Here is a 14,975-nt window from a genome sequence, read left to right as displayed (position 1 = left end):
TTACATAGCGGATGGCAAATAATAAACTTAATATAAAGAAAAGTCAGTATATTCATAAAGAAAGAAGGTTTATCATGATGTGGCATGAAACGGAAGTGACGAAAAGATTATCGTTAAAGTATCCCATCATTCAAGCGGGGATGGCTGGCGGAATTACTACGCCTGAATTGGTTGCGGCTGTATCGAATGCAGGAGGTTTGGGGATGATCGGGGCCGGTTATATGACTCCGAAAGATTTGGAATCATCCATTCAAAAAGTAAAGGAGTGGACTGACCAACCATTTGGGGTGAATTTGTTCGTCCCTGAAAATCCGGTTGTTGTTCAAGAGGAAATAGAAAGAGCAAATCAATTGTTGGAACCCATTCGCCAAAAGTTGGGGGTCGAAAAGAAAAAAGAAGATCCGATACTGAACAACTCTGCTTTTGATGAACAGATTCAAATTGTTATAAAAAACAAAATTCCCGTCGCAAGCTTTACATTTGGCATCCCGCCGAGAAATGTGATCGAGCAATTAAAACAAAACGATATTGTGGTAATCGGAACGGCTACAACCGTAAACGAAGCCATACAAAATGAAGACGCCGGGATGGATATGATTGTCGTCCAAGGAAGTGAAGCGGGTGGACATAGAGGAAGTTTTGCGGAATCTTTTGACCAAGCGATGATTGGAACCATAGCGTTAATACCGCAAGTATCCGATCGGGTGAAGATTCCGGTGATCGCGGCCGGCGGGATTATGGATGGGAGAGGTGTGCTGGCATCGCTAATATTAGGAGCGCAAGCCGTTCAGATGGGAACAGCTTTTGTGACCTGCAAGGAAAGCGGAGCTCATGAACTGCACAAAAAAGCGATTTTAAACAGCAGCGAAGAGCAAACAGCGATCACGTCGGCCTTCAGTGGCAAGCCGGCAAGAGGGGTGAACAATGAATTTATAAGGATAATGAAAAACTATGAGAGTGAATTGCCGCCGTATCCTATTCAAAATAACCTCACTCAAGACATCCGAAAAGAAGCTGCCAAACAAGGAAAAAGAGAATGGATGTCACTCTGGTGCGGACAAAATCCACGTCTTAGTCAACATGTAACGGCAGCAGAACTGATCCGTTCGGTAGTCGATCAAGTAGAAAAAAGCCTTAAATTAATAGAGTTCCAAAAAGTAAATAGTGAATAATAGTTTTCGTATTTTTGTTTTCAAAGCATGTGGATCCAGTATGTGAAGAAAGAGGCTGATGGTGAAATTGGCGTTATTACGTTATGAAGCCGGTTGTTATGTTGCACAAGCTTGCCTCAAACTTTCACCGCAAAGAGGATGACGAGAGAGCGGATGATGAAGCTTGTGCAACCTCAATGCAATGAAGGAAATATCTGCCCCAAGTCACGCACGGTTCGATAACTTTTTCTTTCCTGTATGCCATCCAAACCATTCTATTTATTCTCCTGTCTTTCTTGTACGTTAGTAAAATTATACCCGTCTTTTCCATTTGGATTCCATCTACCAGTATATCCAACTATATCAAGATAACGTATTACGTTTTTTGCTCGTCTTCTGGATAGATGATAATAAAAATAACATAATATACCTAGATAAAAGAATAATCAACTTTCAAATCCGCCATAAATGTAATATTAATTCTTAGCGAGTTAAATAAAATTATTTTATAATGTAATAAAATATAACATTAATATTGACAGAAAACTTAGATAGGATTATGATGAACATAGACGGGAAAATATCGCGCGTAAATTCAGAAAATTATTTTTTATCTGTATTATCATTCTGTCTTTTCGCTTCCCTGTTCGGAGTATATCAATATGGAATGATGATGATTTAAAAAGCGGTTTTTGCATTTGTGCAATCTCCTATTTTAATCATCTTAAGACAAGAGGGAGGGAGATTTATATAAAGATCATTCAAGTCGTAAAGCGATATTATCGAAAAAATTCTTATTATTCTGATTGATAGATTTAGAGGAGGAATCCACCATGAATGAGTATTTAAATCAAAAATTTAAAGTTGCTGCTGTACAAGCATCCTCTATTTTGTACGACAGAGAAAAAAATTTAGAAAAAGCTATTTCTCTTATTGAGGAATCAGCCAAAAAAGGGGCTCAACTAGCAGTGCTGCCTGAATCTTTTATTCCTGGCTACCCTTATCATATATGGCTTGGAACTCCGATGTGGTACCATGAGCTGTTTAAAGAATGGTTTCTCAATTCAGTGGAAGTACCTAGCAAAACAACAGATGCTTTATGTGAAGCAGCGCGCAGAAATAATATATTTGTCGTGATCGGTATCTCAGAACGTGATGGCAATACATGCTACAATACTATTTTATTTATTGATAATAAAGGGGAAATATTCGGGAAACACAGAAAATTAATGCCGACTCATGTAGAACGTGTCCATTGGGGAATGGGCGATGGAAGCTATCTAAACGTTTATGATACGGAACTAGGGCGTATGAGTGGGCTCGTCTGCTGGGAGCATACGATGGATTTGGTTCGTCATTCTCTTATCGCTCAACGTTCTCAACTGCATTGTGCCGTTTGGGTTGGTTTTTCAAGCATTACTGGATGGGAAACACTTTTTGATATGTCCACGGAACTTTCTGCTCGTTATCATGCTCATGTAGGAGAATGTTTTGTTATCAATTCCCAAAGTACAGTTAGTATGGAGAATGTAGAAAAATTAATGCAGACAGAATATCAGAAAGAGTGGATCAAACCGGGTGGTGGTTGGACAGCGATTATTGCTCCCGGTGGATCTATCTTGGCCGGTCCATTAAAAGGGGAAGAAGGGATATTGTATGCTGAAGTGGATATGGGAATGATAGCGGATATGGCTCATTGGCATGATGCGACAGGACATTATTCACGACCGGATGTAACGAATCTTTTATTGAACCGTGACCCTTATCAAATCACCAGAGAGTTGAGCAGCGCTCCTAAAGTAGGGACTACATTTGGACAACCACCGTTTGATCAAGTGATGGACCGGTTGAAACGATTGGAACAAAAAGTTTTCAATAGCGGTTCAGAAGAATTTGAAAAAAGTTTAACAGAATTTCAACGTGAAATCGCTCCGATCATTTCCGGTCAAAAGTAATCTGCCCTTTATAATTTGTGAATGGAACGTAATCTGCGTTATTCATTGGATTTTTGATAAAACGTTGATGAAGATGAAACTTAATCAATATGTACAATGTATAGAAACAACGGCTTGCTTGCATCCATCTTACTCCTTCTTGTTTGTTCGTTTATTATCAGGAGTGCAGAGGAGTTTGGGTGCCAGTAAGCTTTTTTTGCAAAGAACGTTTATTTGTTTGGTTATGGGATTGCGGATATCAATGAATGATTTCGATAAAAAGAAGCTGCCATTTAAAAAATATAGAATGAGAAACAAAATTCATTTGATAAAACACAACTGAGCACCTATTTTTTTGAAAGATAACTATTGAACGTAAAACCCCCAAGCAATATGATACAAAAGGCTAAAATAATGTTCTCAATTGAAACGTATTTAATCCCCAATAAAAGCATTATGGCTAGAACGGCCATGACAATAATGATCGACCAAAAAAGTAAAATTTGATTGTATTTTTTCCTATTGTTAATTGTGCGCTCGTCTTCCATTACCTTGTTATCAGTTATCTTCTTTTTTATATCTCTGTTGTATTCGACAACTGTCAAAACCATGAATACATCCGCAAATAATGACCAAATTGGGAAAGGGTGTTCAAAAATGGCAACGATCAAATTAAGTACAACTAGTGTGGCAATGCACAGCCAAATATTTAACGGTTTTCTGTTAGGTTGCACTAGATTTATCCTCCTCTAAAAAGAAAATATCTTCTACTTGTTTGTTGAAAAACTTCGCAATTTTAAGTGCGAGCTCAAGACTAGGATTGTAGCGGTGATTTTCAATAGCAATAACCGTTTGTCTAGTAATTCTTAGTTCCTTGGCAAGTTGTTCTTGTGTTATTCCCGCTTCATTTCTTAATAGTTTGATATTATTTCTAACCATAGCTGACAACCCCTGGAGAATGAAAATTTCAAATATTTAAACTGGTTTATCACATCTGTTTGTTTTTCTTTCTGAAAAAATTAGTTTTTTTGTGTAAAGTGTTCTTTACATCCATTATATCCAGTTTATTCAAAAAATGTAAATATATATTTACATAAAAAACAACTTTTAGATGCTTTTTCAATGTTTTTGACTTTTTAGGTAATGATCTTTTTTTACTTCAGTTCATGTTAATTTAAATTACACTATAAAGTGAATTTTCTAACTATTTTGTATTAACAGAAAAATATAATAATATTATGATATATTCAAGGAAGAAAATATGACATATTTTGATACATATTTTGTTTTTCCCGTTTTATGTAATTGTAATGATAGATAACGGTTTAGGTTGTTGATATTGTATCATCAAAAATATTTTCAGAAGCGTGGAGTTCAAGTGCGAGTGGTCATCAAAGACATTATATAGGTTAGGAAAAGAGAAACTTGAAATCAGAGGAAACCGATAATTCGATAACAATATCAAAAGTGTTTGCTGATTTAATAGACACATCGAAAGGGGGGATGCCCGGGAGTGAGAATAAACAGCATCAAAGTGGTCGGTAATCTATACTTACAACCATTCTATAGTATAAGGAGCTATTCCTGTAATGAAGAAATTTGAGGTTTGAAACAAAAAGAGCCCTCTTGGTATAGTACAGGGTGTCAATGCATTGACCCCGAATTAATAATTACCAAGGAGGACTCAAGATGAATTATACGCAAAATCGTAAAATCTCGCAAATTACACCATCAACATTAATTGTAGGCATTGATATCGCCAAAGACAAACACGTCGCTCGAGCTCAGGATGATCGAGGAATCGAATTTGGAAAAAGACTGATCTTTGAAAATCGCATACATGGCTATCAAAAACTGCTTGATTGGGTTTCGAGGCATCAAAAGGAACACCAAAAAACACATGTCATTTTTGGTGTTGAGCCGACCGGTCATTTCTGGCTGAGTCTAGCCTATTTCTTGACTGCTAAAGGTTATGACTTTGTCTTGGTCAATCCTATGCATGTCAAAAAAACTAAAGAGCTGGATGATAACTCTCCAACTAAAAACGATACGAAAGATGCACGTGTGATTGCACAGCTGATTAAAGATGGGCGATACTCCGTACCAAATCTCTTAGATGGCATCTATGCAGAGCTAAGAGAAGGCGTCAAATTAAGAGATCAGCTCATCCAGCAGCTTATGATCACAGAAGGTCGTATTCAAAATCACATCCAGCGTTACTTTCCGGAGTTTTTCGATGTATTTAAAGACTGGGAAGGAAAGGCAGCTCTTTGTACATTAAGAAACTTTCCATTCCCCTCTCAGATTAAAGAAATGACATCAGAAGAAGTTCTTGCGAAATGGAAACAAGAAGTAAACCGTGGTGTAGGAATCAAACGAGCTACAAAGTTAATAGAAGCAGCGAAAAAGAGCATTGGTATCCAAATTGGTATCAAGTTTGCTAAACGTGAATTGGATTATTTACTCGATCAATATGAGCTATACAAAGAGCAATTAGGACAGTTAGATAAGGATCTGGAAGCACTTGTAGTAACGATACCTGGAGCGAAGGAAATGATCAATATTCAAGGCTTAGGTCCTACAACAGTCGCGCTATTCTTCGCTGAGGTCGGGGATATAACAAAGTATAGTCATCCCCAGCAATTAGTAAATCTGGCAGGGCTGTCATTACGTGAACATAGTTCCGGGAAGTTTAAGGGGCAAACCAAGATCACAAAACGAGGACGAAGTCGATTGCGAAGAGCTTTATACTTGGCCATTCGTCCACTCGTTGCCCATAATCCAACGTTTAAAGCCCTGCATCAATACTACACAAAGCGTCCTGATCGACCTTTGAAGAAACAGCAGTCACTGATTGCCTTGTGTTGTAAATTACTACGTGTCTTATTTGTCATTGGTCAAAAACAGTGTGAATTTGATGGTTCAAAGTTATTGAGAGGTTTGCCTCAAATCGATTCATTACAGGCAGCTTAAGGCTTTATTAAGTTCATGAAATCATTTCAGAATACCGTAATTATCTCAAATGACAAACACCAATAGTGCAGAGTTGGAGCTTATTTATTCCATACGGGCATGTGACCCAGCAAAGGAGCATATCCAACCTCCACCTCATGGATACGCAGGACGAAGGAATGTATGGAATTCAATCCGGAGAGATGTGGGAGGGTTAGCGACCGTGAGTGATGTGGAGATGATGAAGCACGGTTATACCTTATTTTTACCAAATAAATACAATTTGGTTGATAGGATGCCCCCTACCATGTAAATTATTTAAAAAAATTCAACATATATCCATTAAATGAGGTGTGTATTCTATTAAGTGTCTATGAAATTTTGAGAAAAAGCGAGTATTCGGGAGAAAAATAAACTTTATTGAGGGAGGAAGATATATGAGACATGGAGATATTTCCAGCGGTCATGACACAGTAGGAGTAGCTGTAGTGAACTACAAAATGCCACGTTTGCACACGAAAGCGGAAGTTATTGAAAATGCAAAAAAAATCGCTGACATGGTTGTTGGGATGAAGCAAGGTCTTCCGGGTATGGATCTTGTCATTTTTCCGGAGTACAGCACTATGGGCATAATGTATGATCGGAAGGAAATGTTTGAAACGGCAACAACCATTCCGGGAGAAGAAACAGAAATATTTGCTGAAGCATGTAAAAAGGCAAATACTTGGGGGGTTTTCTCGATAACCGGTGAACGTCACGAAGAACATCCCAATAAAAACCCTTATAATACGTTAATATTGATTAATAATAAAGGAGAAATTGTGCAAAAATACCGAAAGATTATCCCGTGGGTTCCAATTGAAGCGTGGTATCCCGGAGATACAACGTATGTCACAGAAGGACCGAAGGGGTTGAAAATCAGTCTGATCATTTGTGATGACGGGAATTATCCGGAGATCTGGCGCGATTGTGCAATGAAAGGGGCCGAATTGATTGTCCGCTGCCAAGGCTACATGTATCCGTCGAAAGAACAGCAAATCTTGATGGCGAAATCTATGGCATGGGCGAACAACACTTATGTGGCCGTAGCCAATGCAACAGGGTTTGACGGAGTCTACTCGTATTTTGGACATTCGGCCATTATTGGTTTCGACGGCCGGACGCTCGGTGAGTGCGGCGAAGAGGAAAACGGGATTCAATACGCGGAGATTTCGCTTTCTCAGATTCGAGATTTTCGTAAAAATGCCCAATCTGAAAATCACCTTTATAAGCTTTTGCACCGTGGATACACCGGGACCATTCAATCCGGCGATAGCGATAAAGGAGTTGCCGATTGCCCGTTTGAGTTCTATCATACTTGGGTAACGGATGCCGATAAAGCAAGAGAAAATGTTGAGAAGCTAACAAGGAGTACGGCTGGTACCGCCGAATGTCCGATTGAAGGAATCCCGAATGAAGGTAAACCGAAAGAAATCGGCGTGTAATGAGGAAAGATAAAGTTCTATGAAAATAATTGACAGAATTTTCTGTTTTTATCGGGTTGTGGAATGGAAGAGGACACTATCGTTGGGTCAAGCTCACCCAACGGTAGATAGCAATCCGAATAGATATGGAAGGATCGGATAAATTGAAGCCATTGGATTGATTGTTCCAAACAGTATTTGTTCAATCACGTATTGATTCAGTAATATGACTAGTTTAATCAAAGATGGGAGGTATACAAATGAATGGGATTCATGATGTTGGCGGCATGGATGGATTTGGGAAAATTATGTATGTGAAAGAAGAGGAAGATACTTATTTCAAACATGATTGGGAAAGGCTTACTTTCGGTCTTGTTGCCGGCTGCATGGCTCAAGGATTGGGAATGAAGGCTTTTGATGAATTTAGGATTGGCATTGAAAAAATGCGTCCAGTTGATTATCTGACATCATCCTATTATGGTCACTGGATTGCAACCGTCGCATACAACTTGTTGGAAACGGGAGTACTGGATGAAAAAGAATTGGAAGATCGAACACAAGCTTTCATGGAAAAACCCGACACCAAAATACAACGTTGGGAGAATCCGAAATTAGTTAAGGTTGTAGAAAAAGCCCTGCTTGAAGGTTTATCTCCTGTCCGTGAAGTTTCCTCATTTCCACGGTTTGAGGTGGGAGAAAGAATAAAGACAAGGAACATTCACCCAACAGGCCACACTAGATTTCCGCGATACGTGCGCGATAAGTATGGAGTCATTGAAGAGGTATATGGGGCTCATGTTTTCCCTGATGACGCTGCTCACAGAAAAGGAGAAAACCCGCAATATCTCTATCGTGTACGTTTTGATGCCAAAGAATTATGGGGAGTAAAACAGAATGATTCAGTTTATATCGATCTTTGGGAAGGTTATTTGGAACCTGTTTCACATTAATCATTTTTAAAAAGTTTGAAGGAGGAATTCAATATGGCAATTGAACAAAAATTGATGGATGATCATCATGAAGTGGATCCGCGATTTCCGCATCATCATCCCCGGCCGCAATCGTTTTGGGAAGCACGGGCTAAAGCGCTTGAATCTCTGTTAATTGAGAAAAGACTTCTTTCCTCTGACGCCATTGAGAGGATTATAAAACACTATGAACATGAGCTTGGGCCGATGAACGGAGCTAAAGTCGTTGCGAAGGCCTGGACCGATCCTGAATTTAAACAAAGATTGCTGGAAGATCCAGAAACTGTGTTGCGGGAACTTGGATATTTTGGTCTGCAAGGAGAGCATATCAGGGTAGTGGAAAATACGGATACGGTACACAATGTAGTGGTTTGCACTCTATGTTCATGTTATCCTTGGCCGCTGCTTGGTTTACCGCCTTCATGGTATAAAGAACCGGCCTACCGTTCTCGGGTTGTTAAAGAGCCGAGAAAAGTACTGCAAGAATTCGGATTAGACTTGCCGGATTCAGTAGAAATTCGGGTTTGGGACAGTAGTTCAGAAGTTCGTTTTATGGTATTGCCGCAAAGACCTGAGGGCACAGAAGGAATGACGGAGGAGGAGCTGGCGCAAATCGTTACTCGTGACTCCATGATTGGCGTCGCCAAAGTTCAGCCGCCTAAAGTGATCCAAGAATAGGAGGAAAAACATGAAAAGTTGTAAGAGTCAAGCTGAAGAATCCGTACTTATGAATATGTCTGAGGAAGTCGCTCCGCCTAGAAAGAACGGGGAATTAGAATTTCAGGAGCCATGGGAGAGACGCTCTTTTGGTATGACCCTTGCGTTGTATGAGGAAAAGAAATACAGTTCATGGGAAGATTTCCGCTCTCGCTTGATCGAGGAGATCAATGGGTGGGAAAATTCTGAACAAAAAGATGATTCTGACTGGAACTACTATGAACGTTGGCTATCCGCATTGGAACGATTAGTATTGGAAACAGGAATGTTAAACAAGCGCGATGTCGATGCACGCACCAACGAATTTCTCACTGGAAAACGTGATGAAGTTTTTTATTAATCGTTAGCAGAAAAGTAGTTCATAAATGGGGCAACATTAGGTTGCCCCATTTATGAATAATCACATGGCGAAGATGCTTGCCTCATAAGATAGCCGATGTTTGAAAATGGTATTTTTCATGGATCCCCGCCGACAAAAAAAGAAAAGAAAAGCAATAAAAGTAATTCAATTGTTTAATGTTGGATGAAAATCATTCAATCGAATGAAGATTGATGATTCTATTCAGATGGTTCTCATAACATGCATGAAAAAAGGGGGGATATTCATAATGGCAACTTGGAATTTCTATCAATTAAAACATCATGTTCTTATTTGCAACGGTTCTTCTTGCATGAGAAATGAGGCGGAGGAAGTGACGCGAAGTATTCGTCAAGAAATCAGTCAAAAAGGACTTGAGAACATGATACATACGACCAGAACGAGGTGTAATGGGCGATGTCAAGATAAATGTGTTGTGGTGTTGTATCCGGAAGGAATATGGTATAAACAATTTCAACCAAATGATGCTTCATCTTTTGTTGAAGCGTTAAGCAAAGGAATTCCATATGGACAAAAAGTGAGCCACTATTACCAAAATGGTAAGTTTCAAAGAACAGATCATACGGTAAAAGGTGTATTAAAAAAATAAATTCATTATTGATCTTATCTCGTTGGCTATAGAGAATCGAAGCATTTTATTCTGTAAGGAGGTACAGCGATGAAAACAATAAAAATGAAGAAGAAAAACCTCATCATCATTTATTTTGCACTTCTATTCCTATTTATACCGAAACAGGCTTTCGCCATGCATATCATGGAAGGTTTCTTGCCTATTGAATGGGCGCTATTTTGGTGGGGGGTTGCTTTACCTTCTTTAATCATAGGTTTACGATCCATTAAAAAGAAAGTAAAGGATCACCCGGAATTAAAAATGATGTTAGGTTTATCAGGAGCATTTGCTTTTGTGTTGTCAGCGTTAAAAATCCCTTCCGTTACCGGAAGTTGCTCCCATCCAACCGGAGTTGGTTTAGGCGCTGTCCTTTTCGGACCGACTGCGATGAGTGTGGTTGGATTTTGCGTTCTCCTTTTTCAAGCATTGTTGCTCGCACATGGAGGAATCACCACTTTAGGAGCCAATACTTTTTCCATGGCTATCGTGGGTCCTATCATTTCTTATCTTGTATATAAAGGTGCAAACAAAGCGGGTCTTTCATTTTCAGTTGCCATATTTTTAGCTGCTACTTTAGGCGATTTAAGCACTTATGTGGTGACATCTTTTCAATTAGCGTTAGCTTTTCCTTCCGAGGTTGGCGGCATCATGGCTTCTTTTGCTAAATTCGCTAGTATTTTTGCTGTTACACAAATTCCTTTGGCCATCAGTGAGGGACTGTTAACAGTCATTATTATGAATGTCTTAACAAAATATAATCTACAAGCTTTGAAGATGTTACGTGTACTGTCCAAGGAGGGGCGTTGATATGAAGAAGAATATAATACTACTGCTCATTGTGATCATTCTCGGTGTCGGGCCTCTCTTTATCCAGAAAGGGGCAGAGTTTGGCGGATCTGATGGGCAGGCGGAAGCAGCGGTCGGAAAAATCGCACCTGATTATAAGCCTTGGTTCCATACTCTTTGGAAACCTCCCAGCGGAGAAATTGAAAGCTTGTTGTTCGCTTTACAAGCCGGAATCGGAGCAGGGTTTATCGGGTATTTTATTGGTTTTATGAGAGGCAAGAATAAGCAGGTTGATGATGGAAGATAAGAAGGTGCTAACATGCTGCTGATCGATAAATATGCTTATTTTAACAAGCTAAAGAATGTTCATCCGGTGGAAAAAATCACACTTTCTCTAAGTTTGCTGTTGTTCGCTTTAATTGTTAAATCTCCCTTGGTGTCATTCAGCATTTTTATCGTCATGAGTACGATGATTGTCGTTTTAGCGAGGATTCCGCTTTCATATTATTTGAAATTGCTAGTCATTCCGTTATTTTTTCTTTTTTCCGGAATTGTGACGATCCTTATTTCTATCACCGACGGACATACAGTAATCTCGGATGTGATTTGGTCTGCACCAATAGGAAATTGGCAAATTTGTATAAGTGAAGAGAGTTTAAAGCGAGCGGTCAATCTTGTTTTCATCGTTTTAAGCAGTGTAAGTTGTTTATATTTTTTAATTTTAACAACACCTATGACCGCGATTCTCGATGTATTACGAAAACTAAAATTGCCTTCCATATTTATTGAGTTGATTACCTTAACGTATCGATTCATTTTCGTCATCATGGAAGAATCGATCAATATTTATCAATCACAGTCTTCCCGGCTAGGATATATCACGATACGACAAGGGATAAAATCTCTTGGACTGTTGATTTCTGTCCTGTTTTTAAAAGTGTTTGAACGGACGAAACAATTATCCATTGCCATGAATTCCAGAGGTTACGGGGATGAAATTTTGTTTTTTGATCCATCTTATCGTTATTCTCTTGTCAATTGGTTTATCATTTTACTCATATTGGCAGGAATGGCCTTTATCTATGTACAGTTTGGAGGAATTTTATAATGCAGCCAATTCTTTTTGATATCGAAAATTTAACTCATTGTTATGCGGATGGCACCATCGCTTTAAGAAACCTCTCCATTACGGTTAAGCAGGGAAAGAAAATAGCCATATTAGGTAATAACGGAGCCGGGAAATCAATATTGCTGCTGCATTTGAATGGTATTCTGCAGCCGACAAACGGAACCATTCGTTTTAAAGGCAAAGAAGTGAAATATGATCGAAAATCGCTTCTTTCATTACGCAAGCATGTGGGAATTGTCTTTCAAGATCCGGATTCTCAATTGTTCTCGGCTAATGTCATTCAAGATATTGCTTTTGGCCCGCAAAATTTGGGTCTGCCAAAGGAAGAAGTGTCGCGAAAAGTGGAATGGGCCATGGAGCAGACAGAAACGACAGAATTTAGCGATAAGCCGACCCATTTTTTAAGCTTAGGACAAAAAAAACGTGTCGCCATAGCAGGGGTGCTCGCCATGGATCCTGAAATCATCATTCTAGATGAACCTACAGCAGGACTCGATTCTTATTTTTCAAAACAAATCATGAAGGTATTAGATCACATCCAAAAACAGGGAAAAACCATTATTTTGTCTACCCATGATGTGAATCTAGCCTACCAGTGGGCTGATGAAATTATCATCATGCATGATGGAGAAATCTTGTGTTATGGCGATCCGGTCACCGTATTTGAACAAGCTCATTTGATAAGAAAAGCTCATTTAGATGCACCATGGGTTATGGAAACCTTCCAATTTCTCGTACAAGAAAAATTTTTTTCTGCAAATGAAGCGATCCCTCAAATCAAAGAAGAATTGTTTCAAAAGATTAGCTCTATAAAAAGTTGGAATTCAGGCAAAATTTCCGGATGAAAAAACTCACGCCCTTTATACGGGATTAGTCAGAATCAAATGAATGGCTTTACGTTTACTTTGAATAGTTCTGTGAAGAATCCGGAGTAAAAACTGTTCAGAGAAGAGGGTGAGATCGGGAGGCGTTTTCAATTATGTTGAAATAGGATAAAACATCATTGTTGTCCCTAGTGCGGGAAAGAAACGAAGTGTGTTTATAACTATTGATGACAGATCGCAAAACGTCTAAAGGGGGATGGCATGACGAATATTCGAACAAAAAAAGTCGATATGCTTGTAGAAGCGAAAAAATGATTTCCGGAAACAACCTCGGGTGATGCATCGATTCATATCAACGAATATTGATTGAACGGAATGATGGAATGGTCATTCGATCCATAAACAAGTTGAACCACTGCCACTTGTTAGGAATAAAAGGAGTACACTGATGAAAGGAGGTATCAAGCCATGATGGTCCATGAGGCAGCGCAAAAAACCTTCGAAACTCTAACGAAGAAAGGCTTCACATGAATAGGTGTTCATATTGGACAAAGGAGTCGACAGACATCATTTATCTTGCAAGAAAAAGAAACTTCCATTTCCTCAAAAATATTGAAGACGAATCAAAATCCTTCTCATAAAGTGCTTCTACCGGTTCATTCTCCTGGTCAGTTTATTAAAACAAGACCTTAACAATCTGTAAACTTATGCACCCGTATAATATCCTTTCGCAATGTGCTTATAGGTTCCAACCTTATATTACCGTTTTAGATAGAAATTGATCTATTAAAGGATTTTAACGGGAAAGTAAAGGTTTTCCATGCTTGTTTAGATAAGTATCAAATAATGACGAATACAAGGTGAAACGTACCACACTTTACTGAATAAGTGTGGTAAAATAAACTTGATAATAGGGATCATTTGTAGATGGTCTACATCTTTCGAGTGGAGTGTCTATTTATTCATTGGGATTGTTTTTTCCAATGGAATCAACTTAAAGGGGAAACTCGTATATAATGAATTAAGTAGACATTTAAAGAAATAAATTTGATAAACAGAATTATGGCTTAAAGGAGTCTTCGGTATGGGACATCATCACAGTCATGGAAGTCATTCACATGCACATCATGCAAATCGAAAAGCATTGCTATATAGCTTTTTTCTGATTTTCTCTTTTCTCATTGTGGAACTGATCGGTGGAATTATGACGAACAGTCTTGCGTTGCTATCTGATACAGGACACATGTTAAGTGATGCAGCGGCATTAGGTTTCAGCTTGTTAGCTTTGAAAATAGGGGAAAAGCAAGCAAATGAAACGAAAACGTACGGATATAAACGTTTTGAAATTTTAGCTGCATTGTTGAATGGACTGACACTATTGCTTATTTCGGTCATGATTTTCTATGAAGCATACCAACGTTTTTATTATCCACCTAAAGTAATGAGTTCGGGAATGTTGACAGTCGCAGGAATCGGGCTGATCGTCAATATTTTAGCCGCTTGGATTTTGATGAAAGGGGATAAGAACGACAACCTCAACATAAGAAGCGCCTTTATACACGTGCTGGGCGATTTGCTTGGATCCATCGGGGCCATTGTTGCCGGCTTGCTGATATGGCTTTTTGGTTGGAATATTGCCGATCCGATAGCCAGTGTATTGGTTTCTGTTTTAATTATGATCAGTGGTTGGCGCATAGTGAAGGACTCTATCCATATTCTGATGGAAGGGAGACCATCGAATATTGATTTGCAAGAAGTAAAAAATCAATTATTGTCTTTGGCAGGAGTCACCAATGTTCATGATTTACATGTATGGTCCATTACTTCTGATTTTCCTGCTTTAAGCTGTCATCTTGTCGTCCGTCCTCAAATTGATCGGGATCAATTATTATATGAGGCAAGAGAGAAGCTGCATAAACAATTTGGCATTCATCATTCCACTATACAAATAGAAGAAACGAAAAAATGCACGGAAGTGGATATTTGCAATTAATCTCCCACTAATCTTGGGGGATTTTTCATTTTCTTTTTTACAGCAACAATTATAGTCGTAAAAAGATCA

At 38.8% G+C, this 14,975-nt stretch carries 15 protein-coding genes; 13 read left to right on the top strand and 2 right to left on the bottom strand.

The window, feature by feature from the left end; all coding sequences use genetic code 11:
* The first annotated feature begins 77 nt into the window (after window positions 1-77).
* Together N1I86_RS01395 and N1I86_RS01390 are read left to right on the top strand one after the other, a co-directional pair.
* Entirely contained in the window at window positions 78-1,172 is a 1,095-nt protein-coding gene (locus tag N1I86_RS01395) for an NAD(P)H-dependent flavin oxidoreductase (protein ID WP_341097217.1), read from the top strand.
* Between the two features lie 812 nt (window positions 1,173-1,984).
* Window positions 1,985-3,106 carry a carbon-nitrogen hydrolase family protein gene (locus N1I86_RS01390; RefSeq protein WP_341094592.1) on the top strand — a complete coding sequence of 374 codons (1,122 nt, stop codon included), beginning with the start codon at window positions 1,985-1,987 and terminating at the stop codon, window positions 3,104-3,106.
* A gap of 326 nt (window positions 3,107-3,432) precedes the next feature.
* On the opposite strand, the gene N1I86_RS01385 is transcribed toward N1I86_RS01390, so the two are convergent.
* Both N1I86_RS01385 and N1I86_RS01380 read right to left on the bottom strand, forming a co-directional pair.
* Window positions 3,433-3,819 carry a hypothetical protein gene (locus tag N1I86_RS01385; protein WP_340396971.1) on the bottom strand — a complete coding sequence of 129 codons (387 nt, stop codon included), beginning with the start codon at window positions 3,817-3,819 and terminating at the stop codon, window positions 3,433-3,435.
* Entirely contained in the window at window positions 3,809-4,024 is a 216-nt protein-coding gene (locus N1I86_RS01380) for a helix-turn-helix transcriptional regulator (protein WP_327798379.1), read from the bottom strand. Before N1I86_RS01380 ends, N1I86_RS01385 begins: the two co-directional genes overlap by 11 nt.
* Window positions 4,025-4,774: 750 nt before the next feature.
* Here N1I86_RS01380 and N1I86_RS01375 point away from each other — a divergent pair.
* The 11 genes from N1I86_RS01375 to N1I86_RS01325 all read left to right on the top strand — a co-directional run bounded on the left by N1I86_RS01375 (window position 4,775) and on the right by N1I86_RS01325 (window position 14,906).
* The gene (locus N1I86_RS01375; protein ID WP_270584767.1) at window positions 4,775-6,058 is read left to right on the top strand and encodes an IS110 family transposase; all 1,284 of its coding nucleotides are present in this window, start codon (window positions 4,775-4,777) and stop codon (window positions 6,056-6,058) included.
* Between the two features lie 416 nt (window positions 6,059-6,474).
* Window positions 6,475-7,521, top strand: coding sequence for an aliphatic amidase (locus N1I86_RS01370; protein ID WP_341094587.1), 1,047 nt, complete (start codon window positions 6,475-6,477; stop codon window positions 7,519-7,521).
* A 239-nt stretch (window positions 7,522-7,760) separates the two neighbouring features.
* Window positions 7,761-8,450, top strand: a complete 690-nt coding sequence (nthB, locus tag N1I86_RS01365; protein WP_341094585.1) for a nitrile hydratase subunit beta — start codon at window positions 7,761-7,763, stop codon at window positions 8,448-8,450.
* A gap of 33 nt (window positions 8,451-8,483) precedes the next feature.
* Window positions 8,484-9,146, top strand: a complete 663-nt coding sequence (nthA, locus tag N1I86_RS01360; RefSeq protein WP_341094584.1) for a nitrile hydratase subunit alpha — start codon at window positions 8,484-8,486, stop codon at window positions 9,144-9,146.
* 10 nt (window positions 9,147-9,156) lie between these two features.
* Window positions 9,157-9,525, top strand: coding sequence for a nitrile hydratase accessory protein (locus N1I86_RS01355; protein WP_341094581.1), 369 nt, complete (start codon window positions 9,157-9,159; stop codon window positions 9,523-9,525).
* A gap of 268 nt (window positions 9,526-9,793) precedes the next feature.
* Window positions 9,794-10,153 (top strand): (2Fe-2S) ferredoxin domain-containing protein, encoded by a 360-nt coding sequence (locus N1I86_RS01350; RefSeq protein WP_327797814.1) that lies wholly within the window; start codon window positions 9,794-9,796, stop codon window positions 10,151-10,153.
* A 69-nt stretch (window positions 10,154-10,222) separates the two neighbouring features.
* Window positions 10,223-10,981 (top strand): energy-coupling factor ABC transporter permease, encoded by a 759-nt coding sequence (locus N1I86_RS01345; protein WP_341094578.1) that lies wholly within the window; start codon window positions 10,223-10,225, stop codon window positions 10,979-10,981.
* Between the two features lies 1 nt (window position 10,982).
* A complete protein-coding gene (locus N1I86_RS01340) occupies window positions 10,983-11,267 on the top strand; it encodes an energy-coupling factor ABC transporter substrate-binding protein (RefSeq protein WP_327797812.1) in 285 nt (94 codons plus the stop codon).
* A gap of 12 nt (window positions 11,268-11,279) precedes the next feature.
* Entirely contained in the window at window positions 11,280-12,068 is a 789-nt protein-coding gene (gene cbiQ / locus N1I86_RS01335; protein WP_341094574.1) for a cobalt ECF transporter T component CbiQ, read from the top strand.
* Window positions 12,068-12,934, top strand: coding sequence for an energy-coupling factor ABC transporter ATP-binding protein (locus N1I86_RS01330; protein WP_341094572.1), 867 nt, complete (start codon window positions 12,068-12,070; stop codon window positions 12,932-12,934). Before cbiQ ends, N1I86_RS01330 begins: the two co-directional genes overlap by 1 nt.
* 1,063 nt (window positions 12,935-13,997) lie before the next feature.
* Entirely contained in the window at window positions 13,998-14,906 is a 909-nt protein-coding gene (locus tag N1I86_RS01325; RefSeq protein WP_341094570.1) for a cation diffusion facilitator family transporter, read from the top strand.
* The last annotated feature ends 69 nt before the right edge of the window (window positions 14,907-14,975 follow it).

The sequence above is a fragment of the Bacillus sp. FSL W8-0116 genome (assembly GCF_038003825.1).
GTDB lineage: Bacteria > Bacillota > Bacilli > Bacillales > DSM-4216 > Bacillus_O > Bacillus_O smithii.
Note: the sequence above shows the minus strand (reverse complement) of the source record. Positions and strands in the feature narration are given on the sequence as shown.

Coding starts and splice junctions, on each gene's coding strand:
- N1I86_RS01395 (WP_341097217.1), top strand. CDS start 78: ATGTGGCATGAAACGGAAGTGACGAAAAGATTATCGTTAAAGTATCCC.
- N1I86_RS01390 (WP_341094592.1), top strand. CDS start 1,985: ATGAATGAGTATTTAAATCAAAAATTTAAAGTTGCTGCTGTACAAGCA.
- N1I86_RS01380 (WP_327798379.1), bottom strand. CDS start 4,024: ATGGTTAGAAATAATATCAAACTATTAAGAAATGAAGCGGGAATAACA.
- N1I86_RS01375 (WP_270584767.1), top strand. CDS start 4,775: ATGAATTATACGCAAAATCGTAAAATCTCGCAAATTACACCATCAACA.
- N1I86_RS01370 (WP_341094587.1), top strand. CDS start 6,475: ATGAGACATGGAGATATTTCCAGCGGTCATGACACAGTAGGAGTAGCT.
- nthB (WP_341094585.1), top strand. CDS start 7,761: ATGAATGGGATTCATGATGTTGGCGGCATGGATGGATTTGGGAAAATT.
- nthA (WP_341094584.1), top strand. CDS start 8,484: ATGGCAATTGAACAAAAATTGATGGATGATCATCATGAAGTGGATCCG.
- N1I86_RS01355 (WP_341094581.1), top strand. CDS start 9,157: ATGAAAAGTTGTAAGAGTCAAGCTGAAGAATCCGTACTTATGAATATG.
- N1I86_RS01350 (WP_327797814.1), top strand. CDS start 9,794: ATGGCAACTTGGAATTTCTATCAATTAAAACATCATGTTCTTATTTGC.
- N1I86_RS01345 (WP_341094578.1), top strand. CDS start 10,223: ATGAAAACAATAAAAATGAAGAAGAAAAACCTCATCATCATTTATTTT.
- N1I86_RS01340 (WP_327797812.1), top strand. CDS start 10,983: ATGAAGAAGAATATAATACTACTGCTCATTGTGATCATTCTCGGTGTC.
- cbiQ (WP_341094574.1), top strand. CDS start 11,280: ATGCTGCTGATCGATAAATATGCTTATTTTAACAAGCTAAAGAATGTT.
- N1I86_RS01330 (WP_341094572.1), top strand. CDS start 12,068: ATGCAGCCAATTCTTTTTGATATCGAAAATTTAACTCATTGTTATGCG.
- N1I86_RS01325 (WP_341094570.1), top strand. CDS start 13,998: ATGGGACATCATCACAGTCATGGAAGTCATTCACATGCACATCATGCA.